The sequence below is a fragment of the Streptomyces sp. NPDC015125 genome (assembly GCF_043080045.1).
GTDB lineage: Bacteria > Actinomycetota > Actinomycetes > Streptomycetales > Streptomycetaceae > Streptomyces.
On the sequence record NZ_JBIBVF010000001.1, the window covers coordinates 671,074 to 694,982 of the forward strand.

General features: G+C 69.9%; 19 protein-coding genes. 7 read left to right on the forward strand and 12 right to left on the reverse strand.

All coding sequences use genetic code 11. The annotated features are described in order from the left end of the window. Positions 1 to 19 precede the first annotated feature (19 nt). The 4 genes from ACF088_RS02890 to ACF088_RS02905 form a co-directional block, all read right to left on the reverse strand. Positions 20 to 1,639: an ABC transporter substrate-binding protein gene (locus ACF088_RS02890; RefSeq protein ID WP_392373580.1), complete on the reverse strand. Its 1,620-nt coding sequence runs from the start codon at positions 1,637 to 1,639 to the stop codon at positions 20 to 22. Between the two features lie 219 nt (positions 1,640 to 1,858). Beyond that, the gene (locus ACF088_RS02895; protein WP_392373581.1) at positions 1,859 to 2,191 is read right to left on the reverse strand and encodes an antibiotic biosynthesis monooxygenase family protein; all 333 of its coding nucleotides are present in this window, start codon (positions 2,189 to 2,191) and stop codon (positions 1,859 to 1,861) included. Positions 2,192 to 2,379: 188 nt separating this feature from the next. Continuing rightward, a complete protein-coding gene (gene typA / locus ACF088_RS02900) occupies positions 2,380 to 4,251 on the reverse strand; it encodes a translational GTPase TypA (protein ID WP_392373582.1) in 1,872 nt (623 codons plus the stop codon). A 187-nt stretch (positions 4,252 to 4,438) separates the two neighbouring features. Then, positions 4,439 to 6,850, reverse strand: a complete 2,412-nt coding sequence (locus ACF088_RS02905) for an ABC transporter family substrate-binding protein (protein ID WP_392373583.1) — start codon at positions 6,848 to 6,850, stop codon at positions 4,439 to 4,441. A 405-nt stretch (positions 6,851 to 7,255) separates the two neighbouring features. Here ACF088_RS02905 and ACF088_RS02910 point away from each other — a divergent pair, with 405 nt between their 5' ends. The 4 genes from ACF088_RS02910 to ACF088_RS02925 all read left to right on the forward strand — a co-directional run bounded on the left by ACF088_RS02910 (position 7,256) and on the right by ACF088_RS02925 (position 11,285). Continuing rightward, complete coding sequence (locus ACF088_RS02910; RefSeq protein WP_392373584.1) at positions 7,256 to 7,555, forward strand: hypothetical protein; 300 nt, start codon at positions 7,256 to 7,258, stop codon at positions 7,553 to 7,555. A gap of 106 nt (positions 7,556 to 7,661) precedes the next feature. Then, positions 7,662 to 8,489 carry a hypothetical protein gene (locus ACF088_RS02915; RefSeq protein ID WP_392373585.1) on the forward strand — a complete coding sequence of 276 codons (828 nt, stop codon included), beginning with the start codon at positions 7,662 to 7,664 and terminating at the stop codon, positions 8,487 to 8,489. Positions 8,490 to 8,523: 34 nt separating this feature from the next. Beyond that, the gene (locus ACF088_RS02920; protein ID WP_392373586.1) at positions 8,524 to 10,491 is read left to right on the forward strand and encodes a fumarate reductase/succinate dehydrogenase flavoprotein subunit; all 1,968 of its coding nucleotides are present in this window, start codon (positions 8,524 to 8,526) and stop codon (positions 10,489 to 10,491) included. Then, a complete protein-coding gene (locus ACF088_RS02925) occupies positions 10,488 to 11,285 on the forward strand; it encodes a succinate dehydrogenase/fumarate reductase iron-sulfur subunit (RefSeq protein WP_392373587.1) in 798 nt (265 codons plus the stop codon). Before ACF088_RS02920 ends, ACF088_RS02925 begins: the two co-directional genes overlap by 4 nt. 72 nt (positions 11,286 to 11,357) lie before the next feature. Here the strand turns inward: ACF088_RS02925 and ACF088_RS02930 are convergent, their stop codons facing one another. From ACF088_RS02930 to ACF088_RS02955, 6 genes are all read right to left on the reverse strand, one after another. After that, positions 11,358 to 13,925 (reverse strand): SpoIIE family protein phosphatase, encoded by a 2,568-nt coding sequence (locus ACF088_RS02930; protein ID WP_392373588.1) that lies wholly within the window; start codon positions 13,923 to 13,925, stop codon positions 11,358 to 11,360. A 278-nt stretch (positions 13,926 to 14,203) separates the two neighbouring features. After that, positions 14,204 to 14,665, reverse strand: a complete 462-nt coding sequence (locus ACF088_RS02935) for an ATP-binding protein (RefSeq protein WP_392373978.1) — start codon at positions 14,663 to 14,665, stop codon at positions 14,204 to 14,206. 291 nt (positions 14,666 to 14,956) lie between these two features. Further along, positions 14,957 to 15,379, reverse strand: coding sequence for a (deoxy)nucleoside triphosphate pyrophosphohydrolase (locus tag ACF088_RS02940; RefSeq protein ID WP_392373589.1), 423 nt, complete (start codon positions 15,377 to 15,379; stop codon positions 14,957 to 14,959). A gap of 51 nt (positions 15,380 to 15,430) precedes the next feature. Further along, positions 15,431 to 15,610, reverse strand: a complete 180-nt coding sequence (locus ACF088_RS02945; protein ID WP_392373590.1) for an SPOR domain-containing protein — start codon at positions 15,608 to 15,610, stop codon at positions 15,431 to 15,433. A 238-nt stretch (positions 15,611 to 15,848) separates the two neighbouring features. After that, entirely contained in the window at positions 15,849 to 17,564 is a 1,716-nt protein-coding gene (locus ACF088_RS02950; protein ID WP_392373591.1) for an APC family permease, read from the reverse strand. 507 nt (positions 17,565 to 18,071) lie between these two features. Then, positions 18,072 to 18,824 carry a GntR family transcriptional regulator gene (locus ACF088_RS02955; RefSeq protein ID WP_392373592.1) on the reverse strand — a complete coding sequence of 251 codons (753 nt, stop codon included), beginning with the start codon at positions 18,822 to 18,824 and terminating at the stop codon, positions 18,072 to 18,074. Positions 18,825 to 19,161: 337 nt separating this feature from the next. Here ACF088_RS02955 and ACF088_RS02960 point away from each other — a divergent pair, with 337 nt between their 5' ends. Beyond that, a complete protein-coding gene (locus ACF088_RS02960; RefSeq protein WP_392373593.1) occupies positions 19,162 to 19,911 on the forward strand; it encodes a PIG-L deacetylase family protein in 750 nt (249 codons plus the stop codon). Between the two features lie 326 nt (positions 19,912 to 20,237). Beyond that, the gene (locus ACF088_RS02965) at positions 20,238 to 20,906 is read left to right on the forward strand and encodes a carbonic anhydrase (protein WP_392373594.1); all 669 of its coding nucleotides are present in this window, start codon (positions 20,238 to 20,240) and stop codon (positions 20,904 to 20,906) included. A 112-nt stretch (positions 20,907 to 21,018) separates the two neighbouring features. On the opposite strand, the gene ACF088_RS02970 is transcribed toward ACF088_RS02965, so the two are convergent. Beyond that, positions 21,019 to 21,621 (reverse strand): helix-turn-helix domain-containing protein, encoded by a 603-nt coding sequence (locus tag ACF088_RS02970; protein WP_392373595.1) that lies wholly within the window; start codon positions 21,619 to 21,621, stop codon positions 21,019 to 21,021. Between the two features lie 18 nt (positions 21,622 to 21,639). Between ACF088_RS02970 and ACF088_RS02975 the strand changes: the two genes are divergently transcribed. Next, the gene (locus ACF088_RS02975) at positions 21,640 to 22,878 is read left to right on the forward strand and encodes an MFS transporter (protein WP_392373596.1); all 1,239 of its coding nucleotides are present in this window, start codon (positions 21,640 to 21,642) and stop codon (positions 22,876 to 22,878) included. Here the strand turns inward: ACF088_RS02975 and ACF088_RS02980 are convergent. Beyond that, a complete protein-coding gene (locus ACF088_RS02980) occupies positions 22,867 to 23,772 on the reverse strand; it encodes a LuxR C-terminal-related transcriptional regulator (protein WP_392373597.1) in 906 nt (301 codons plus the stop codon). The genes ACF088_RS02975 and ACF088_RS02980 overlap by 12 nt on opposite strands. Between the last annotated feature and the right edge of the window lie 137 nt (positions 23,773 to 23,909).

The following is a 23,909-nucleotide window of genomic DNA, read 5'->3' on the forward strand; positions in this document are numbered from 1 at the left end:
AACCTCCCTCACACCGCCGTCAGTTGACCTTGATCTCGTTGTAGACCGGCACGCTGAACGGGTTCAGTGACACATTGCTGATCCGGTCGGAGTAGCCGGCGCTGCCGTTCTGGTACCACAGCGGAATGGCCGGCATCTGCTGGGCGAGGATCTTCTCCGCATCCTGGAACTTTGCGACGGCCGGGCCGGTGCCCGTTGCCGCATTCGCCTCGTTCACCAGCTTGTCGAAGGTGTGATCGCTGAACTTGCCGTCGTTGGAAGAGGCGTTGGTGTAGTACAGCGGCTGCAGGAAGTTCTGGATCAGCGGATAGTCCATCTGCCAGCCGGCCCGGAACGGCCCGGTCATCCGCCTGGCCGTGATCTTGTTCCGGAAGTCGGCGAACGTCCCTACCGGGTTTCCGACGCACGCGTTGTCGTCCCCCAGCGACTTGTTGACGCTGTTGCAGATGGCGTCGATCCAGTCCTTGTGGGATCCCGTATCGGCGTTGTACGTGAGGGTCATCGTCCCCCCGGGAATTCCGCCGCCCGCCTTGATCAGCTGCTGTGCCTTGGCCGGCTGGAACACACAGGCATCGCCGCACAGCCCCGCCCTGTACCCTCCGCTCGCCCCCAGCACCGGCGAGGTCCAGTCCGTGGCGGGCGTCCGGGTCCGCTGGAAGATCTCCCGGGTGATCTGGTCCCGGTCGATCGCCATCGACAGACCGCGCCGCAGCTTCTCGGCGCCCGGGTGGTTCCACCTCTTGTCGTACATGGGGAAGGTGAGGGTCTGGATGATTCCGGCCGGCTGGTTGATATAGCGGCCACCCAGGTCCGCCTTCACATGCTTGAGCTGTGCGGCCGGCACATCATCGACCAGGTCGAGATTGCCCGCCTGCAGATCGGTATAGGCGGTGTTGTTGTCCGTATAGACCCGCAGGTCGATACCGCCGTTCCGCGCCGGATCGTCACCCGGGTACTTCGCCCACTTCCGCATCCGCAGCACGGACCCCTTTTCATAGGAGTCCACGAGATACGGCCCGTTTCCGACCGGCTGCCCGATCCAGGCGTCGTGATTGCGGAAGAACGCCTGCGGGAGCGGCATGAAGGCCGAGTAACCCAGCGTGTCGGGCCAGCTGGAGAACTTCTGGTTGAGCTTGACGGTAAAGGTGTGGTCGTCCTTCACCACCAGCCCCGACATGGTCCTGGCCCGCGGACGCCCGCCGTCCGGGTGCACCTGCGCAAAGCCGTCGATATATTCAAAGAACGCCGCATTCTTCTGCTTGTTGCTCAGCAGCGCACCATAATTCCAGGCATCCACGAAGGACCGGGCCGTGACCTTTTCACCGTTGCTGAAGGTCCAGCCCTTTTTCAGCTTCACCGTGAAATTCCGGGAATCCGTCGTCTCGATGCGGTCGGCAATCACATTCTCCGCCGCGCCGGTCTTCGGGTCATAGCGCTTGAGTCCCCGGAACAGCATCTCCAGGACCTTGCCGCCCTGGACCTCATTGGTGTTCGCCGGCTCCAGCGGATTCTGCGGATCGCCCCAGGACGAGCTGACCACTCCGGAGCGGCCTGCACCGGCCCCGCCCCCGCATGCCGTGGCCACGAGGGCGACGACGACGGCGCAGCCGCCCCACTTCGCGCGCGTGGCTCTCCGCATGACGCCTCCTCAGGTCCGGATCATGCCTAGCCACATCAGAGCGCAAAGGGGGACGTACCGCACTTCGGCGGCAACCGCCACTGCTCCGAAGACCGGAGAAAACCCTCGGATGCCCGAGCGGGGAGGGAGCGGAGGCCGCCCCCGGGAACGCCCGGGGGAGCCGCCCCGGGGCGTTCCCCGGCATTCCCGGGGCATTCCCGGGGCATTCCCCGGAGACCCCTATATGTGATGCACGGACTCCACCGCGTACAGCCGCGGATCGAACCCCTCCGCCAGCGCCGCGGCCTCCGTCATGTGCTCCTGCGCCGTCGGGTCGCCCAGCATCGCCCGGAAGTGCTCCTCGCTCTCCCACTGCGCATAATTGACGACCCGTTCGCCGTCCGCGCTGGCGTGGATGTTCGCCGAGATGAACCCCGGCCGGTCCTTCATCGTCTCCTCGGTGGCCCGGCTGAGCACCGCCACCAGCTCCGCCTGCCGCTCCGGCACCACGGTGAACACATTGATGAGCGTGGCGATCCCGCGCCCGGCCTCGATCTTCGTTGTCACTGTCATACCGCCAGTCTGCCGCCGACCACTGACAACGCGACCGTGACGGACCGCCACCGCCACCGCGGAGGGCCGGCGCGCCCTCCCGCGGCCGGCCGCCACCGGGCCCCCGGCACACAGAAACGGGGCGCCCCTCACGCGGAGGGGCGCCCCGTCATCTCGGGCCGGCATCCCGGCCCGGACCGTCGTCGGTGTCAGCGCTTGGCGCGCGACGCGGTGCGGCCGCGCTCCTTCTGGTCCAGGACGACCTTGCGGATACGGACCGTCTCCGGGGTGACCTCGATGCACTCGTCGTCGCGGCAGAACTCCAGCGACTGCTCCAGGGAGAGCTTGCGCGGCGGGACCACGTTCTCGGTGGTGTCCGCCGAAGCCGCACGCATGTTGGTGAGCTTCTTCTCCTTGGTGATGTTCACGTCCATGTCGTCGGAGCGCGAGTTCTCACCGATGATCATGCCCTCGTACACCTCGGTGCCCGGCTCCGTGAAGATCACGCCGCGCTCCTGGAGGTTGATCATCGCGAACGGCGTGACCGAACCGGAGCGGTCGGCGACCAGCGAACCGTTGTGGCGGGTGCGCAGCTCGCCGAACCACGGCTCGTGGCCCTCGAAGAGGGAGTGCGCGATGCCCGTACCGCGGGTCTGGGTCAGGAACTCCGTACGGAAGCCGATCAGGCCGCGCGACGGCACGATCCACTCCATACGGATCCAGCCGGAACCGTGGTTGGTCATGGTCTCCATACGGCCCTTGCGGGTCGCCATCAGCTGCGTGATCGCGCCGAGGTGCTCCTCGGGGGAGTCGATCGTCAGGCGCTCGATCGGCTCGTGCAGCTTGCCGTCGATCTGCTTGGTGACGACCTCGGGCTTGCCGACGGTGAGCTCGAAGCCCTCCCGGCGCATGGTCTCGACGAGGATCGCCAGCGCCAGCTCGCCACGGCCCTGGACCTCCCAGGCGTCGGGACGCTCGGTGTCCAGGACACGGAGCGAGACGTTACCGATCAGCTCCTTGTCCAGGCGGTCCTTGACCTGGCGGGCGGTGACCTTGTGGCCCTTGCCGCCCTTGCCGACCAGCGGCGAGGTGTTCGTACCGATGGTCATCGAGATGGCGGGCTCGTCGACCGTGATCAGCGGCAGCGCGACCGGGTTCTCCGGGTCGGCCAGCGTCTCGCCGATCATGATGTCCGGGATACCGGCGACGGCACAGATGTCACCGGGGCCGGCCTTCTCGGCGGGCTTGCGGGTGAGCGCCTCGGTCATCATCAGCTCGGTGATGCGGACGTTGGACAGGGTGCCGTCACGCTTGATCCACGCGACGGTCTGGCCCTTCTTCAGCTCGCCCTGCTCGACCCGGAGCAGCGCGATACGGCCGAGGAAGTTGTCCGCGTCGAGGTTGGTGACGTGGGCCTGGAGGGGGGCGTCCGCGTCGTACTCCGGCGCCGGGGCGTGCTCCAGCAGCGTGGTGAAGAACGGCTGGAGGTTCTCGCTGTCGGCCGGGACGGTGCCGTCCTCCGGCTTGGTCAGCGAGGCGACGCCGTCACGGGCGCAGGCGTAGACGATCGGGAACTCGATCTGGTCCTCGTCCGCGTCCAGGTCCAGGAAGAGGTCGTAGGTCTCGTTGACGACCTCGTCGATCCGGGAGTCGGGGCGGTCGGTCTTGTTGATGCACAGGATGACCGGCATCCGGGCCGACAGGGCCTTGCGGAGCACGAAGCGGGTCTGCGGGAGCGGGCCCTCGGAGGCGTCGACCAGCAGGACGACCGCGTCCACCATCGACAGACCGCGCTCGACCTCGCCACCGAAGTCGGCGTGGCCGGGGGTGTCGATGATGTTGATCGTGATCGGGTCCCCGCCGTCCTTGGGGTGATACTTCACCGCCGTGTTCTTGGCGAGGATCGTGATGCCCTTCTCACGCTCCAGGTCGTTGGAGTCCATCATCCGGTCGTCGAGCTTCTCGGCGGCGTGTTCGGCGAACGCACCGGCCTGCTTGAGCATGGCGTCGACGAGGGTCGTCTTCCCATGGTCGACGTGGGCGACGATGGCTACGTTACGAATGTCGTGGCGCGTGGGCATACTGGCGGCGCTTCTCCCGGAATCGTGGGTGGCGGCACGTCCATCCGGTACGCGCGCCTGCCGGGCATAACGAAGCCACGGCCTCACCCCATCGTACGGGGCTGCGGCGGCATTGGCCGCCGCAGCCCGTAGCTACGCCGTCTGACCTGCGGTTTCTTACCTTTTATCCGTCAGGGTGCCTGCCCTGCTACATCTGGTAGCCGATGTCCTGGAAGCGGGGCGTGGCGAAGCCGAAGGCGCCGACGTTGGCGAGCGTCTTCTTCGTGGCCACCAGCTCGGGCCGCTGGTAGAGCGGAATCGATCCGGCGGCCGCCCAGATCCTGGCGTCGGCCTGCTCGACCAGTGTGCGCGCGGCGCCCTCGTCCAGCTCGGAGGCGGCCTGGTCGAAGAGCTGGTCGATGTGGTCGGTGCCGACCCGGGTGAAGTTCTGCTCGACGGTCAGGGAGCCGTCGGGCGCGGGCTGCGGCTTGGCGTAGATCGGCCGGGCGTCGGTCGCCGGGTAGGCGGTGCCGGGCCAGGAGTACAGCGCCAGGTCGTAGTCGCCGGAGGCGATGTGGTCCTGGAAGTAGCTGGCGTCGGAGACCCGCTGGAGGGAGGTCTGTACGCCGATCTTGCCGAGCATCTCGGCGATCTGCCGCCCGACGGTGCGCAACTGTGCGGAGCCGGCGCCGTCGGGGAGCACGAAGCGCAGGGTGAGCGGCTTCCCGTTCTTCTTGACGGCGGCGATCTTGGCCCCCTTGTGGCCGGCCGGCCGGGGTGCGAAGGCCGCGTCGGCGGGCCGCTCGGCGGCCGCGCGCAGGGCGCCCGGGTGTCCGCCGGACCCCGGCAGATTCGGGGCCTGCCCGGTCTCGATCAGCTCGGCCGCGCCGAGCGTCTGTGCGGCGCGCTTCTTGTACTGCTTGTACCTGGCGTATGCCGCGGACCCGGTGTCACCGTCCGCGGCGTCCTTCTCGCCGGCCGCCGCCTCCTTGTAGAACGAGGCGCTCTGCCGCAGCAGGGCGGACTGCTGGACCTCGGAGCCGACCGCGCCGGTGAAGGACAGCGGGGCCTCGGCGGCGGCGGGCCGGGCGCCGTCCTGCCGGTCACTCCTGGCGGGCGGGGCGGCATGGCCGCGGCCGGAGCGGGCCGGGTTGCGGTCGTCGGCATCGCCGTCGTCCGTGCCGTCGGGCCGGTCGCCGGCCCCCTCGTCCCCGTAGCGGTCGTCCGACGTGTCGTAGCCGTCCTCGTCGGCGGCGCGGCCCGCGCCGGGCGCCGGTGCGCCCGCGTTCTCGCCGGCCTGCTGACGGTCGGCGTTGTCGCTCTTCCAGCCGGCTTCCGCGAGCAGCGCCTGGGCCGCCCCGGTGTCCTGGCCGCCGAGCGCATCGCTGTGATCCTGGTAGCCGTGCTGCTCGGCCATCAGCAGATGGCTGCCGAGCGGCCTGGACGGCAGGTCGAGCGGCTTGAGGACGGTGTCCGCGAGCACCTGGCGGTCGAGGGCACGGGCCACCGCGCGGCGCACCCGGTCGTCGGCCAGCGGCCCGCTGCTGCCGTTGAGGGCGAGCTGGGTGTAGGCGGGCTCCAGGGCCTTGCGGATGGTGTAGCCGCGCAATACGGCGTTGTCCGCTGCGGCGGCCTTGGCACCGGACCGGGCTCCGGCCCGGCTCCCCTCGCCCTGCGGGCCCGCGTTGCCGTCGCCGGGCTTGTGGGGGCCGGCGGAGGCGGCGCGCCGGGCGGAGGCGACCCGCTTCGCGGCGACCTGGTCGACCGCGGCGACATCGACGCTCCCGTCGGCGAGCGCCGCCGCCCGCTTGTCGCCGGGCAGCGACACCATCACGATCTTCTTGAGCATGGCGGGCTCGCCCCACCACTTCGGGTTCCGTACGAGGACGACGCGCCCCTCCTTGGCGTCCCGCTTCTGGACGCGGAACGGCCCGGCGACGACCGGGAGTTGCTCACGGGCTCCGTCGTTGAAGGCGTCGGCGCTGCCCATCACGCTCCGGGGATAGAGCGGGGTGAACAGGGACTCCCAGTCGGCATAGGGCCGGGCGAAGGTGACCTTGACCTCATGGGCGCCCGCGCCCTGTTCGACCTTGCCGATCCGGTCGTAACCGGCGTTGCGGGCCGTCCAGAACGCGTTGTCCTTACCGCGCAGCGCGGTCCACTGGGCGATGAAGTCGGCGGCGGTGATCGGCCTGCCGTCGCTCCACCGCGCCTTGGGGTTGATCTTGTAGGTGACGACCTGCTTGGGGTCGCGGGCGCTGATGTCCGCGGCGTCCAGGTAGTCGGCGTTGCGCTGTGGCCTGCCGCTCGCATCGATGGTGAACATGCTGGGCAGCACCGCGCCGGTGATCCGGGTGGTGGTCGCGTCGGCGTCGGACTGGAAGGCGTTCAAGGTGCCGGGCATCGCATCGACCGCCCAGCGCAGGGTGCCGCCCTTCTTCAGTTCGCCGCGGGGCGCGGGGGCGATGTCCTGGGAAGTGGTGACGGACGTGTCCCGGGCCTCGTCACTGCATCCGGCCAGGGCCGGCAGCGGGAGCAGCACCCCGGCCGCGAGGAGCGCGGCACAGCGGCGCCTGCGGCACGCCGCGCGGCGGCCTGAGGGGTGGTCGTGGTCGGTCATGACGGTTACCTCCGGGCTCGCCCGCGCCGCGCCGCGCGCCGCCTGGGGCCAGACCGGCGCACCACGTTCGGCCGACTTTGGGGCTCATCACATCTATGGCACCCCTACTGAAGGCGACCCTGCGCGGAGCGGCCGCCCGACACGTCGGCCGGGGCCCCAAGCCCACCCACCCGGCCCAACACCGGGCCCCTGGAGCGGCCGCAACGGGGCACCCGGGGGCACGGAAGGCCCCCGCGCACCGGCGGTTGTCGCATCCGCGTTCGACCTACGCCGAGGCGCATGGTTGCCGGAACGCACCGGTTCGAGTCGTAATCACGCTCGCCCCCTTCCCAACGCCTACTGTGACGCGCGACACTCTCGGGCGCATGAGATCGCCCACCACACCTTCAAAAGTGAGGGCACGTTATGTCCCTTCAGGACGAATTGACGGCGGTTGAACGCAGCCTGGACGGCCTGGTCCGTTCGGTGGGACGGCTGGAAGCGCAGCTCGACGCCTGCCTGGACATCCGGCGGCTCCGCAGCGACACGGACCATCTGCGCGAAAGCCTGACCCTGCTCAAGCAGAGTGTGGCGGCCGGTCCGCCCCGCCGTCCGAGTGCCGTCGTCGAGGAGATGGTGACGATCCCCGACGCCCCGTACAACTCCGCGCTGTGGACCGATGCCGAGGACGAGGGACTCGGTTCCAGGAACGGCCACGCACCCTGACGACGCAACACGAGTCCCGCTCACCGCCCCTCATCCCGTCCCGCCCCGCCCCGGCGGTGCCTTCGCCGCCCCCGCCCCGACGGAGCGCCCTTCACGGAGACCGACGTTGGCCACTGGCACCGAACCCTCCCCACCAGCGCCCGCGAACGGTGTGCACACCGCCTCGCGCGCTGCGATCCCCGCCCGTCATCTGCGCACCGACCGCTGGTGGCTGGCGCCGGCCGGCACCGCCGCCGGACTGTTCGCGTTCATCGTCTACTCGACCTGGCGGGCGTTCGCGAACGCCGACTACTACCACGCGCCCTATGTCTCGCCGTTCTACTCACCCTGTCTGGCGGAGAACTGCCGCACCATGCGCGGCGGCCCCAACTGGGACCTCTTCGGCAGCTGGTGGGGACTGTCCCCCGCGCTGCTCATCCTGATCTTCCCGCTGGGCTTCCGGCTGACCTGCTACTACTACCGCAAGGCCTACTACCGCGGCTTCTGGGCCTCGCCACCGGCCTGCGCGGTCGCCGAGCCGCACAAGAAGTACACCGGTGAGACCCGCTTCCCGCTGATCCTGCAGAACATCCACCGCTACTTCTTCTACTTCGCGGTGCTGGTCGCGGGCGTGCTGACCTACGACACGGCGCTGACCTTCCGCGACGAGCACTACGCCTGGGGCCATATGGGTCTGGGCACCCTGGTCTTCCTCGCCAACATCGTGCTGATCTGGGCGTACACCCTCTCCTGCCACTCGTGCCGGCACATCATCGGCGGCCGGCTGCGGCACTTCTCCAAGCACCCGGTGCGCTACCGGCTGTGGGGCTGGGTCGGCAAGCTCAACGAGCGGCACATGCTGCTCGCGTGGTCCTCGCTGATCAGCGTGGCCGTCGCCGACTTCTATGTCTTCCTGCTGGCCAGCGGGGCCATCACGGACCCGCGTTTCTTCTGACGACAGCATCTCCTAAGGAAAGGTGTGCCCTCTGATGGCGCATGTGGACCGGCAGGCATGGGACGTGGTCGTGGTGGGCGCCGGCGGCGCCGGGCTGCGTGCCGCCATCGAGGCCCGCGAGGCCGGCATGCGGACGGCCGTGATCTGCAAGTCCCTGTTCGGCAAGGCGCATACGGTGATGGCCGAGGGCGGCATCGCCGCCAGCATGGGCAATGCCAACGAGCACGACAACTGGCAGGTCCACTTCCGCGACACCATGCGCGGCGGGAAGTTCCTCAACCAGTGGCGGATGGCCGAGCTGCACGCCCGTGAGGCCCCGGACCGGGTGTGGGAGCTGGAGACCTGGGGCGCGCTCTTCGACCGCACCGCGGACGGCCGGATCTCCCAGCGCAACTTCGGCGGCCACGAGTATCCGCGCCTGGCGCATGTCGGCGACCGTACGGGCCTGGAGCTGATCCGCACCCTCCAGCAGAAGATCGTCTCGCTGCAGCAGGCGGACGAGAAGGAGTTCGGCGCGTACGACGCCCGGCTGAAGGTCTTCCAGGAGTGCACGGTCACCCGGGTGCTCACAGAGTCGGCCGGCGGCTCCGCCGCGGGGCCCGGCAAGGTCTCCGGCGCCTTCTGCTACGAGCGGGAGTCCGGCCGCTTCTTCGTGCTGGAGGCCCCGGCGGTGGTGCTGGCCACCGGCGGTATCGGCAAGTCCTTCAAGGTGACCTCGAACTCCTGGGAGTACACCGGCGACGGGCATGCGCTGGCGCTGCTGGCCGGGGCGCCGCTGATCAACATGGAGTTCGTGCAGTTCCACCCCACCGGCATGGTCTGGCCGCCGTCGGTGAAGGGCATCCTCGTGACCGAGTCGGTCCGCGGGGACGGCGGGGTGCTGCGCAACAGCGAGGGCAAGCGCTTCATGTTCGACTACATCCCGGACGTCTTCAAGGACAAGTACGCCCAGACCGAGGAGGAGGGCGACCGCTGGTACGAGGATCCGGACCACAACCGCCGCCCGCCCGAACTGCTGCCCCGCGACGAGGTCGCGCGCGCCATCAACTCCGAGGTCAAGGCGGGCCGCGGCTCGCCGCACGGCGGCGTCTATCTGGATGTCTCCACCCGGATGCCGGCCGAGGTGATCAAACGCCGGCTGCCGTCGATGCACCACCAGTTCAAGGAGCTGGCGGATGTGGACATCACCGCCGAGCCGATGGAGGTCGGCCCGACCTGTCACTACGTGATGGGCGGGGTGGACGTGGACCCGGACACCACGGCGGCCACCGGCGTCCCGGGCCTGTTCGCAGCCGGTGAGGTGGCCGGCGGGATGCACGGCTCCAACCGGCTCGGCGGCAACTCGCTCTCCGACCTGCTGGTCTTCGGCCGCCGAGCCGGGCTGCACGCCGCCGAGTACGCACAGTCGCTGGCCGAACGGCCGGCCGTCGACCCGCTGCAGATCGACGCGGCGGAGGCGGAGGCGCTGCGCCCCTTCAGCGCCGAGCTCGTCGAGGCGGACACCGACCGCGAGCCGGGCCCGGCGGAGAATCCGTACACCCTGCACCAAGAGCTCCAGCAGTCGATGAACGACCTGGTCGGCATCATCCGCAAGGAAAGCGAGATGTTCGAGGCCCTGAAACGGCTGGCCGATCTGCGGGTGCGGGCCCGGCGGGCCGGCGTCGAGGGACACCGGCAGTACAACCCCGGCTGGCACCTGGCCATCGATCTGCGGAACATGCTGCTGGTCAGCGAGTGTGTGGCGCGGGCGGCGCTGGAACGCGAGGAGAGCCGCGGCGGGCACACCCGCGACGATCACCCGGCGATGGACCGCACCTGGCGCAACATCAATCTGGTCTGTGAACTCGCCGACCCGCAGGGCGATGCACGGGCCGCCGACGCGGCGCTGGGCCAGATCCGCCTCTCCCGCCGCGAGACCCCGCCGATCCGCCGCGACCTGCTGGAACTGTTCGAGAAGGACGAGCTGGCGAAGTATCTGACCGACGAGGAGCTGAGCCGGTGAGCGTGTCGCAGGAAGAGCAGCAGTCCGGCGTCTACCAGGCGCACTTCCGGGTGTGGCGGGGCGACACGGACTCCGGGGACCTGGAGGACTTCAAGGTCGAGGTGCACGACGGCGAGGTGGTGCTGGACATCGTCCACCGCCTGCAGGCGACCCAGGCACCCGATCTCGCCGTGCGCTGGAACTGCAAGGCCGGCAAGTGCGGTTCGTGCAGCGCGGAGATCAACGGGCGGCCGCGGCTGCTGTGCATGACCCGGATGTCGGTCTTCGACCGTACGGAGACGATCACCATCACGCCCCTGCGGGCCTTCCCGGTCATCCGCGATCTGGTCACCGATGTGTCCTTCAACTACGCCAAGGCCCGCGAGATCCCGGCGTTCGTACCGCCCCCGGACCTGGGCCCCGGCGAGTACCGCATGCAGCAGGAGGACGTGGGCCGGTCGCAGGAGTTCCGTAAGTGCATCGAGTGCTTCCTGTGCCAGGACACCTGTCATGTCGTCCGGGACCACGAGGAGAACAAGGAGGCCTTCGCCGGGCCGCGCTTCCTCATGCGGATCGCCGAGCTCGATATGCATCCGCTGGACGCGGCCCCGGAGGCCGGCCTCGACCGCAAGCGCACCGCGCAGGACGAGCACGGCCTGGGCTACTGCAACATCACCAAGTGCTGCACCGAGGTCTGCCCCGAGCACATCAAGATCACCGACAATGCGCTGATCCCGCTGAAGGAGCGCGCCGCGGACCGTAAGTACGACCCGCTGGTGTGGCTCGGGAACAAGATCCGGCGCCGTAGCGAATGACCGGGCAGGACGCGGGCGGGGCCCGGGGCGCGCGCCCCGGGCCCCGCCCCGCGTCCTGCGCCCCTCAGCCCCTCAGAACAGACTCAGCAGCGCTTCCGTCGGATCCACCGCCGCCGACTCCCCGTCCGGCAGCGCGAGTTCGAACCACACGGTCTTGCCGCGCGGAGTGCGGCGGCTGCCCCAGCCCTGGCTCAGCAGACCGACCAACTGCAGTCCGCGGCCGCCCTCGTCGGTGTCCCGGGCCCGGCGGCGGCGCGGCTGGGCGAGATCGGCGTCCCAGACCTCGCAGACCAGGGTGCGGTCCAGCAGCAGCCGGAGCCGGATCTCGCCGTGGCCGTGCCGTAGCGCATTGGTCACCAGCTCGCTGACCAGCAGCTCCGTGGTGTCGACCAGCTCCTGCAGGCCCCAGTCCGTCAGCTGGTCACGGGCGAGCTCGCGGGCGCGGGCCACCGAACGGGCCTCCGGCGCCAGGCTCCAGTCGCCCACCGCATCCTTGGGCAGCCCCTGCACCCGCGCCATCAGCAGCGCGATGTCGTCCTCGCCGTGCGAGGTGTCCATGGCGCTCAGGACCTGGTCGCAGGCGTCCTCCAGCGGACGGTCGGCACCCGACAGGGCCGTACGGAACGCCTGCAGCCCCTCCTCCAGCGGATGGTGGCGGGACTCCACGAGACCGTCGGTGTAGAGCGCGAGCAGCGCCCCGTCCGGCAGCTCGACCTCGATCTCCTCGAACGGTTCGCCGCCCACCCCCAGCGGCATCCCCGGCGGCACGTCGAGCAGCAGAGCGTCCTCGCCGTCCTCGACCAGCGCCGGCGGCAGATGCCCGGCGTTGGCGAACGTACAGCGCCGGGTGACCGGGTCGTAGACGGCGTAGACGCAGGTGGCGAGGTAGACCTCGGAGAGATCGGCGGTACGGGCGGAGCGCCGCTGCTCTCCCGTGCCCTCGGCGGCCCCGGACCGGCTGCGGGCGGAGCGTGCGGTCGACGACCTGCCGTCGCCGTCGCCGCCGAGCCCGCGGGCGATCTCGTCGAGCGCCGAGAGCACCTCGGCGGGCTCCAGGTCCAGCAGCGCCAAGGTCCGTACGGCGGTGCGCAGTTCCCCCATGGCCACGGCGGCGCGCAGCCCGCGTCCCATGACGTCGCCGACGACCAGCGCCGTACGGTGGCCCGGGAGTTCGATGACATCGAACCAGTCGCCGCCGACCTCGGTGGCGGTGGTGCCGGGCAGATAGCGGCAGGCGATGTCCAGACCGGCGGCCTCGGGGTCGCCGGGCGGCAGCAGGCTGCGCTGCAATATCAGGGCGCGCTCGTGCTCACGGCGGTAGAGGCGGGCGTTGTCGATACAGACCGCGGCGCGCGCGGCCAGCTCGACGGCGAGCGCGGTGTCGCGCTCCCCGAACGGCTCGCTGCCCTTCGTACGGGAGAACTGCACCAGTCCGACGACGGTGTCCCTGGCGACCATCGGGACGGCGAGGGTGGAGTGCACCACCGCGCCCAGCTCCGGCCCGTCGTCGCTCTCCCGGCCCGGGATGATCTGTGCGTGGGCGGTCCGCAGCGCGCCCGCGCAGGGGGAGTTGAAGGGGTAGCGGTGGACGGCGCCGACCGCGACCGGACCCGGCGCATCGCCGGGGACACCGGGGGCGGTGGCGAGCGGGGCGTCCGACACGGCGCTGGCGAAGGCGACCCGGCGCAGCTCCGCGCTGCCGTCGCTCATGCCGGGCGGGGCCTCGTCGCCCGCCAGCAGGCCCTGGTAGAGGTCCACGGAGGCCAGATCGCAGAACTGCGGTACGGCGACGTCCAGAAGGGTGCGGGCGGTGGTCTCCAGATCGAGGGAGTTGCCTATCCGGGCGCCGGCTTCGTTGAGCAGGGCGAGGTTGCGGCGGGCGTTGGCGGCCTCGCGCTCGGCCCGCCGACGGCCCGTCACATCGGCGGCCAGCGCCGCGACGCCGATCGGGCGGCCGCTGGCGCCGTGCAGCCGGTAGAGCGACACCGACCAGCGGCGGCGGTCCTCCTCGCCGGGCGCCATCCCGACCAACTGCATTTCGGTGACCGGCTCGCCGGTGTCCAGGACCCGGCGCAGCGCCACGGTCATCCGCTCGGCCTCGGGGCGGGGCAGGAAGTCGTGCGGGCTGCAGCCGCGGTACTTGCTCGCCGGTCCGCCGAAGACCGTGGCGAACCGTTCGTTGACCCGCAGCAGCCGGAGGTCCGTGCCGAACAGGGTGAAGCCCATGGGAGATTGACCGAAAACGGCCTGCGAGGCGGCGAGGTCGGTCTCGATGCCGCGCAGCGCCCGGACATCGACGACGAGACAGACCGCGGCCCGCTCCCCGTTCTCGTCGCGTGAGGGCATCACATAGATCTCGGCGAGCCCGTCGGCGTCCGTGCCCTCTTCCCGGCGGTAGGGCACCAGGCCGGTCCACTCCCGGCCGTCGAGGATCTCGGACACCTTGCGGCGCCCGGTCGCCCGCAACTCGCGGGGGACGAAGGCCTCGACGGGGTCCTTGCCGAGCGCGTAGCGCGCGGGTATGCCGAGCATGTGCTCCGCCCGCTCGCTCCACTGGTCGATCCGCCCGTCGGGACCGAGCGAGAAGGAGGCCACGCGAATGTAGTCATAGATCGATCCGGGCCGGCTGCTCTGCCACACGGGCGGGCTTTGCAGCTCATGCGCGTGCGGGCGGCCACCTGGATCACCGGAGCCGTCCGCACCGCCCTGACCATCGGCCTGTGCGGGTTCTTCCCCACCAGATGACATCTCGCTCACGAGCCCCGTCCCCTCCAGCTCATCGTGCCCGGACCGGACCCGCCTGAGTATCCAGTACCCCGGCTATCCGGAACACGGTCTTCACGATCACAGCACAGTCTCGATCGCAGCCCATCCACAGAACGTCGATGAATTGGCAACGATCAGGACCCACCTGTCTCCTAACCAGCCACCGACAGCTCGAACCACACTGTCTTGCCACTCTTTCCACGACGGGTCCCCCAGCGCCGCGAACTGCATGCGACCAGCTGCAATCCACGGCCTCCCTCGTCGTCGGGAGCGGCGTCGCGCTCCTGCGGCGGGTCGGGCAGCGGATCGGAGACCTCGACGAGCAGCCCGTCGGTGTTGAGGAGCACCATACGGACTCCGATCGGCCCGCTGGCGTGACGCAGGGAGTTGGTGACGAGCTCGCTCACGAGTAGTACGGCCATATCGGCGGCGCCGTTCAGCCCCCAGTCGTCCAGCACCTGCCGCACCGCCGTGCGGGCCGTGCGCACCGCCCCGGGGTCGGCCGGAAAGCTCCATTCGGCGCTGGGTGCACCGGAGGCCCTGCCGCGCCTGCGGACGTGCCCGGAGTCCGGCTCCGGGACCCCTGCCGCTGCGCTGTCGCTCACGCCGATCACATCCCAGCCCGATGGCATCCCCGTCGCCTTGCCTGCACCGAAGGGGTCAATCAGGACATACCCGATATCCATCCCTCAGTACCGCCTGTAGCGGCGCACTGTGGCACAAATGAAACATATCGATGTGCCGGGGTGGGGCGTGCCGCGATGGGGCCGTGCAGGCGAACGGGCAGACCAGTGCACCGAGGGCGCCCATACGGGCAGGGTGCGGCGGCATACGGTCCCCGGCACACGAAGCCGATGTGGGCCGCATACGGGGCCTGCAGGGCCGCGTACGCCCCGAGACGGCGGCTACGGCCGCGCGCCCGGCACCCCGGCCGTCGCCGCCAGCCGGCGCATCGCCTCGGCCACCGCCGGGCGGTCCTGGTCCAGCCAGTCGACCTGGGACTCCTCGCCGGGCAGCAGCCAGCGCAGCTCGTCGTGATCCTGCAGGGGGCGCGGCGCCCCGGACACCAGCCGGGCCGTCCACACCTGCAGGACATAGCCGGGCCGCAGCACCCACTCCCCCGGAATCCGCTCCAGGACCGCCGCCTCGACACCCAGCTCCTCGCGCAGCTCTCGCTCCAGCGCCTGCTCGGGTGTCTCGTCGTCCTCCACCTTGCCGCCGGGCAGCTCCCAGCGGCCGGCCAATGCGGGCGGTGCACTGCGCCTCGCGGCCAGCAGCCGCCCGCGCTCGCACACCGCTCCGCCCACCACTACGCGCACGGTCGTCATGCGCGGCAGCCTACGTCCCCCGCCCTCGTCCCGCTTCCCGCTCGGCGCCTGTCAGGTCGTCGCCCGGTCGGCCTTCTCCACCACATAAAGCTGCTGGTGGCCGCGCGTTCCGAGCCGGTCGGCCACCCGCTCCGCCTCCGCTTGGGTGGCATAGCGACCCACGCGATACCGGTTGCCGCCTTCGTCCTGGCGGATGACGAGCCAGGGGAGCACGGCTCCACCCTCGGTCATTGCGCCCCTCCGTCCGCCGCGTAGCGCGCCGTCGCACGCCCCTGGTCTGCTGATGCCGAAATCGCAATCCGCATATGCCCGAGCCTACGCCCGACCTTTACTCACCGGATATGGATTTTCACAAAGAGGTACCGAACCGGCCACCCGCGGGCCCCCGGCGTACCGGAAGAGGCCTGCGAGTGGCCGGTGGTCCCGAGGAGCTCGGGCGATGTGCGAAGTGGTGCGGAACGGGCGCGAATCAGGTGCCGACGGGCGCCTTGGCCCCCTCGGCCGCGGCCTCGTCCTCCGAGACCTCGTCCTCGTCCGCCGCCTGGGCCGCGGCCTCCGACTCGGCCTCGGCCTGGACCAGCGTCGGGTTACGCCAGGAACTGCGCACGCCCCAGTAGTAGAAGGCGAGACCGACCACGGCGACCAGGAGGATGTCCCAGCCCTCCGGCAGATAGCCCTTGCCGCCGAAGTCCTTGCCGCCCAGGTACGAGATGGCGGCCATGACCAGCAGATACGCCACCATCCAGGCACCGGCCTTGAGGTGCGGACGCAGCTCGGCCCACGGCTTGCGGCCCTGGGTCAGCGGCTTGCCGATCTCGTACCAGGCCCAGACCGGCAGCCCGACGGCCATGATCAGGATGACCTTGCCGGTCAGCGGCCAGCGGCCCCAGTACAGGACCAGCGAACCGAAGATCATCGCGACCGGCGCGATGACCGGCATCGCCCGCAGCTTGACCGGCCGCGCGAGGTCCGGCGACAGCCGGCGCAGCGACATCACGGCGACCGGTCCGGTGATGTACGAGATGACCGTGGCGACCGAAACGATCTCGGCGAGCGAGCCCCAGCCGCGGAAGACCGCGAGGAACAGGAAGGCGATCGCGAGGTTGAGCAGCAGCGCCGGACGCGGCACACCGGTCTTCTTGTCGACCTTGCCGAAGATGCCCGGCAGATGACCGTTCTCCTGCACGCCGTGGATCATGCGCGAGGTGGTGGCCGCGTAGATCATGCCCGTACCGGACGGCGAGACAAAGGCGTCCGCGTACAGCAGCAGCGCCAGCCAGTTCAGGCCCCAGGCCACCGCGAGGTCGGCGAGCGGCGAGTTGAAGCCGAGACCGGCCCAGCCACCGCCGGCGGTCAGCTTGTCGCCGGGCACCGCCATCAGGAACGCGACCTGCAGTGCGACATAGATGACCAGCGCGATCACGATCGACCAAACGACGGCCTTCGGCAGCGACTTGCCGGGGTTGCGGGCCTCACCGGCCATGTTCAGCGGAGACTGGAAGCCGTTGTAGGCCCAGACTATGCCGGACACGGCGACGGCGGTGAAGACCGAGCTCCAGCCGTTGGGCGTGAAGCCGCCGTGGTGGGTGATGTTGCCGGTGTCGAAGTGCGCCACCATCAGCGCGCTCGCGGTCAGCACCGGAACCACGACCTTGAAGACCGTGATCGCGGTGTTGGTCTTCGCGAACAGCGAGATCGCGAACCAGTTGAGGAAGAAGTAGAAGATCAGCAGGATGCTGGCGAGCCCGACGCCGGTGCCGGTCAGCTCCTGGCCGTCGTAGAGCGCATGCGCCCAGCCGAAGTCCCAGGAACTCATGTACTGGACGGAGGCGGTGGCCTCACCCGGGATGACCGAGACGATCGCGATCCAGTTCGCCCAGGCCGCGAGGTACCCGGCGAGCGAGCCGTGCGAGTACTGGCCGTAGCGGACCATGCCGCCGGCCTTCGGGAACATCGAGCCGAGCTCGGTGTAGGTGAGCGCGATCGTGAGGGCGACGAGCGCCCCGATGACCCAGGCAAGAATCGCGGCCGGGCCCGCAATGGCGGCGGCGCGTTCGGCTCCGAAGAGCCAGCCGGAGCCGATGATGGACCCGAGACCCGTGGCGGTCAGGGCGATGGTCCCGAGGGACCGACGGTAATTCGAGTGCGAGCCCTGCTCCGCGCTCGGGGTCTTCGTCGTGCTCACGTGCTTGGTCTCCTGGTCTTCCCCCGTGCCGTGCACAAACTTCGCCATCGTAAGAGCGAATCGGAGCGTCGGCTTCCCACAGCAGCCCGAAAAAGGCGCCTAGTTGAGACTCTGTGAGTTATCCAACACAAGGTTTCAGCCATATTTTGCGTACGAATAGTCACAAACCGGACGCTCATCTGAGAACCGGGACCGAGATCAGGGCGTCTCGCGCACGCGCACGGGCCGATTCGAGACGCGTCTCGCGCACGCGCAGGGGGATTTAGCGGGAGGCGTCTCGTGGACGCGCACGCGGATTACACGGGAGGAAGCTCGCGCACGCGCACGCGCACAGGAGGGGCGAGGGCTTCCCGCGCTCGCGGGAGGCGGGAAGCGTCTCGTGGACGCACACGGGAGACGCACGCGCACGGGCGAGGAGACGAGAGAGGCGGAAGGTGTCTCGCCGCAGGCGCAGGCGCACGGGGGTGCGGGGGTGCGGGGGTGCCGGGGTGCGGGAGCGGTCCGCGGCTACTTCACCGGCAGGTGATACGTGACCCGGTACCGGTCCGCGAGGGTGACGACATCGGCCGTCTCGACCGGCCTGCCGCCCGCGAAGTACGTACGCGAGACGACCAGCACCCCGTGCCCGGGGACCCCGCCCAGCGTCATGGCCTCCTCCGCCAGCGCGGGCCGCGCCCCGACCTCCTCGACGACGTTGTCCACCACCACATCGATGGCCGCCATCCGCTCGACCACCCCGCGCCCCGCCAGCGGCCCTTCCTCCGGCAGCATCACGGGCGTCCGGCCGGTCACCTCCAAGGGCTCCCAGGAGGTCGAGAGCATCGATGGCTCCCCCTCCGCCCGGAAGACATAGCGCGTCCGCATCACCTTGGCGTCCTGCGGGATGCGCAGCCGGGCGGCGATCGCCGCTCCGGCCGGCTCCTGCTCGCTGTGGGACTCCCAGGTGCCCCGTACCCGCTCGTCCGTCTGCTCCTGCCGGAACGGCGTACAGCCGCCGGCCGAGTGGAAGCCGACGCGGGCGATACGGCGCGGAACGGGCTGTTCGCGTACGTAGGTGCCCGACCCCGAGCGCCCCTCGACCAGCCCCTCGGCCATCAGGACCTTGCGCGCCTCCAGAGCGACGGTGTCCGAGACGCCGTACTCCTCGCGGATGCGCGCCTGGGAGGGAAGGCGGGTGTGCGGTAGCAGCACCCCGTCGACGATCTTCTGGCGTAGGTCGCCGGCGACGCGGAGGTACGCGGGCTGCTCACCGAAAGGCACGTGCCCCTCCCAACAGCTTGACGGTCAGCAACAGCCTGGCAACCCCGCGTTGCCGACCGCAAGCTTGGGCCAGATGTTCACCTGATGTGATGAAACCCAGCTCAGCCCGTGTAAACGACCGAGACCGGGCACCGTGGGCTCTCGTACCCCCACCCCGCGCCACCCCACCCTTCCTTTCCACCCGGTAGCCGGCGCCCATGCGTGTCACGATCGAAAAGGAAGCACGGTCGACTCGAAGAGAGTCGAGTGGAGTCGAAGAGAAGAGACGGCCGAACGGCGCACAGCACCCGGCAACGGAACGCGGGACGCGGTATCAGGACGGGAAGGAAGGGATCCCATGCCCGCCGAACCCCAGCTCTCCCCCATGCCCAGGGACTGGCAGCGGGCACTCGCCGTGGTCGCGCACCCCGACGACCTCGAATACGGCGCCGCGGCCGCCATCGCAGAATGGACCGCCGCGGGGCGCGAGGTCAGCTATCTCCTGGTCACCCGCGGTGAGGCCGGCATCGACGGGCTCGCACCGGGGGAGGCCGCCACGGTCCGCGAGACCGAGCAGCGGGCCGGCGCCGCGCTGGTCGGCGTCCACACCGTCCAGTTCCTCGACCACCACCACGACGGCATCATCGAGCCCGGCCGGGCACTGCGCCGCGATCTGTCCGCGGCCGTCCGGCGCCACCGCCCCGAGCTGCTGCTCACCCTCAACCACCACGACACCTGGGGCGGCGGCCACTGGAACAGCCCGGACCACCGGGTCGTCGGCCGCGCCGTCCTCGATGCCGCGGGTGACGCCGGCAACCGCTGGATCTTCCCCGAACTCGCCGGCGCCAAGGGACTTGCACCCTGGAACGGCGTCCGCTGGGTGGCCGTGGCGGGCTCCCCGCATCCCACGCACGCCGCGGAGGTCGGCCCCGGCATCGACCGCGCGGTCGACTCACTGGCGGCACACGGGGCGTACATCAAGGGCCTGCGCGGCGCCGAACAGGATCCGCGCGCCTACGCCCGCACCTTCATCGAGCAGATGCTGCGCACCGGCGGCGAACGCTACCGGGGCCGCCCCGCCACGCTCTTCCAGCTCTTTCCCCGCTGAGGGGGGCGCGCCCTCTCCGGCGGCCCGGGCCGGCGCGGCCGCATGTGCGGGCGGCAGCCGGTAGCCGCCGTCCCCGGGCGGGTAGTCGACGATGCCGCCGGCCGGGCCGGTTCTGTGGGCCGTCGGTGGCACAGAAGGCCGCGTCCGCTGGCGCCTACCGCCGAGCTCCCCCGCCGCGCTGAACAATCGCCCTGGCCAGGACCTACGTACGCGTCTCAGCCGACTGAGGGGAACAACCGATGGACGGAGCGGGACATCCGGATCGCAGGGCGCTGCTCGCCGGCGGACTATTCGTCGCCACGGCTGCGCTCACGGGGTGCTCACCGATGAGCGCCGACCCGTTGCCGGCCGGCGCTTCACCGCAGGGGCGGCCGGCTTCGCCGCAAGCGCGGCCGACCACGCCCGCCGCGGCATTCGCGCGGCTGATGGAAGGCAACAAGCGCTGGGTGAGCGGGGACCTCCAGCATCCCGACCGGGATCCGGACCGGCGCGAGTTCGTGGCCCAGGAGCAGCAGCCCTTCGGGTCGGTCCTCTCGTGCATCGACTCGCGGGTGCCGCCCGAACTCCTCTTCGACACCGGGCTGGGTGACCTCTACGTGATGCGCACGGGCGGGGAGGCGGTCGGCCCGGTGGTCACGGGCTCCGTGGAGTACGGGCCCATGACCAGTGGCACGCCGCTCATCGTGATCCTCGGGCACCAGCGTTGCGGCGCCGTCGAGGCGGCGTACAAGTCGCTCCGCGACGGCAAACCGCTGCCCGGCAACCTGGAGGCCATCGCCAGGGCGCTGCGGCCGGCGTACGAGCAGACGGTCGGGAGAGGCGGCGCCGACCCGGTCGACACCATGGCCCGCGCCCAGGTCACACTGACCGCGGCCGACCTGCGCTCCAACAGGGACCTGGCACCGCTCGTGAAAGAGGGCACCCTCGCCGTGGTCGGCGCCTACTACTCACTCGACAGCGGCACGGTGGAAGTCCTGGCCGGCGCGCCGTCCTGACCGAAGCGCGATCTTCCCGGCTCTGGCACACCGGGCAGGTTTCCCGGCCACGACGAAGAGCCGAAGTCCACCCCACCGGTCTCGGCAAAGCCCTCAGCCGTGACGGTGCCGTTCAGTCAAGCGCGACCGGGCCCTGGGGAGAGCGCGCAGCAGTGCCGCGAGAGCGTGGGCGCATGATCAGCGCCGCGACGTAATAAGTGCACGCCGTCCGGCCCGGGTTCGCGTACGCGTGCACCGCGTCCGCGGCGAAGTAGGCGGAATCCCCCGCTTCCAGGTGGACGGTGGTCTCCCCGACGGTCAGCCGCAGGGTGCCGGACTCCACGAAGACGTACTCATGGGAACCGGTGGCGTAGGCGGGGTACTCGCCGACGTCGCAGTGCGGCGGAAGTACCGAGCGGATCCACTCGAAGTTCACTCCCGCTACGACCGGCGTCAGAATCGTCCGGCTCCAGCCCCCGGGCTCTTCGACGACTTCTTGTTCGGCCGCGCGCCGCACGCTGAGGTGTTCGGGTTCCGCGAGCAGATGGGCGGCGGTGACGCCGAGCCCCTCCGCGATGCGCCCCACCACCGTGACCGTGGGCGCTTTCCGGCCGCGTTCCACGGAGGAGAGCATGCTCACGCTCACCCCCGCGCGGTCCGCGAGGTCCTGCAGCGTCAGGGACTGAGCCAGCCGAAGTTCCTGAATCCGGCTGCCCAGTGTTGCCAGGGCAATCATCGTAAGTACTATAGCGATGTGATTTTCTCTATAGAGAACAGGAGGGGGGAACTCCTCCGGTCCACACCGTCGGAGGAACCGGAGTTACGCCGCGTTCTCCTCGCACTGTCCGTCACGGAGATCATCAGCTGGGGCACGCTCTACTACGCGTTCCCGGTGAGCTTGCCCAGCATCACCCGCACCACGGGCTGGTCGGTGACCGCCACCATGTGCGCCTTCTCCCTGGGGCTGATCACCAGTGCGGTGGCCGGCATTCCGGTGGGCCGGCTACTGGACCGGTACGGCCCACGCACGGTGATGAGCGCGGGATCAGTTCTCGGCTGCGTAGCACTGACAGCGGTGGCCGCCGCGCCGGGGCTGGCGTGGTTCGCCGCGGCGTGGGCACTCGTCGGCGTCGCCCAGGCCGCCGCACTCTACCCGCCGGCCTTCGCGGCACTCACCCGGTGGTACGGCTCCCGTCGGCTGCGTCCCCTCACGCTCCTGTCCCTGGCCGGCGGCCTCGCCAGCGTTCTCTTCGCGCCGCTCACAGCGGCTCTCCTGGCCCACCTGGACTGGCGCACCACGTACCTCCTGCTCGCCGCGGTCCTGCTCGCGGCGAACACACCACTGCACCTGCTCTGTCTGCGCGTGCCATGGCCCGGAGCAGGAGAAACGCACCCCAGCTCGTCGTTCGCCGAGGTGCGTCCCGTGGTGCTCAGCAGGGAGTTCATCCTCCTGTCGACGACACTGGCGCTCGCCGCCCTCGGTCTCTACGCCACCACTCTCAACCTCGTCCCGTTCCTGGTCGACAGAGGTCTCAGCACCGGCACCGCGGCCATCGCCCTTTCCCTCTGCGGGACGGGGCAGATCATGGGGCGGCTCGGCTATCCGACCCTGACCCGCCGCACCGGCATCCAGCGTCGGATGACCGTCCTGCTGACGGCCGGGGCCCTCGCCATAGCACTGCTCGCGGCTCTCCCCGGGCCGGCGCCGCTGCTCTGCGCGGCGGCCATGGCCGCCGGGGCGGTACGCGGCATGTACACCCTGCTGCAGGCCACGGCGGTCAGCGACATCTGGGGAGTGCAGCGGTACGCCACGCTCAACGCCTTCGCCACGGCTCCCGCCACCGCCGCCCTCGCGGTGGCACCCGCCCTGGGAGCGGTGCTCGCCGCCGAATTGAGCAGCTATCCCCTCGCTTTCTTCGGGCTGGCCGGGTGCGTCGCGGCCGGTGCCGTACTGACGTCCACCACTAACCCAGGAAAGGAGCTACCACAGTAAACTGCATTCGGCGGCACGTGCTCCCAGTTGAAATCTGCTGCTGACCCCGAGCTTGCCCATGAGATCCGTTATCACCCGCCGGAGGGTCCGCGTGGAAATCCCGAGAGAGCGCGCCATGGCCACGTCCTTCATGCCGTTGGCCAACAAGCGCAGAATGATAATCTCGCGGTCGGAAACATCAATAGCATCGGCCGTCTCGCACGCCTTCGATGACGTTCTCGTCACCCAGCAGTAGTCGAATACCCGGTGCACAAACCGGCAGGTTTCCGGACTTCTGATCTCCAGCGTCGAATTCTCGCCGTGGCAGTCGACGAAACTGACGTAGGCGAACATCCGGTCCACAAGCATGAGCCGGAACGGCAACAGGGGGGCCACCCGGATCTCCGCCCCCGCCGCCTGGAGCTCCTGGAGGTACGACTGGCCACCCGGCAGGTTGACCATCGACTCCGCGCAAATGCACCGTGTGGTCACCCCCCGTAGGGAGGCTCCATGGACGCACTCCAGCAGATAGGAGAAACGTTCCTGCTCCAGATCGGCCGGGTCCAGACAGAGCAGCACCTCGCCTTTGGCAGCCACGAGGGGATCCATCGCGAAACAGCCCACCGCGCATTGTTCCGCTTCGAGCGACGCGCAGTCGGTGCGCGACAGGGAACTGCGCACCAGCTCGCCGAGCGCGGACTCCAGGGCTTCCAGCAGCCGACTCTGATCCGCCACCACTTTGCGGTGGGCACTCAGCAGGCGCGTCACGGCCCCCTCGGCGTCCCCCGCCTGCGGGTCGGCGAGATCGGGGGGCGTGAGGTCGGGGGCCGTGAGCGGACCTTTCCCCCCAGCCGGCCCATCGGATTCCCACACCGCATACGGGATCTCATACGCCGCCATCTGATGAAAAGTCAATGCCGCCTCCCCGTAAACTCCACGTGCGGCACCCTTGACGCACAAAATCAGATGTAAATCTTCAGTGTAGAGAGTCAGCCCGTCGAGGCAAGATCATCCGCCCTGTGAACAGGGTATGTCTTGAAATTGACCTGGAG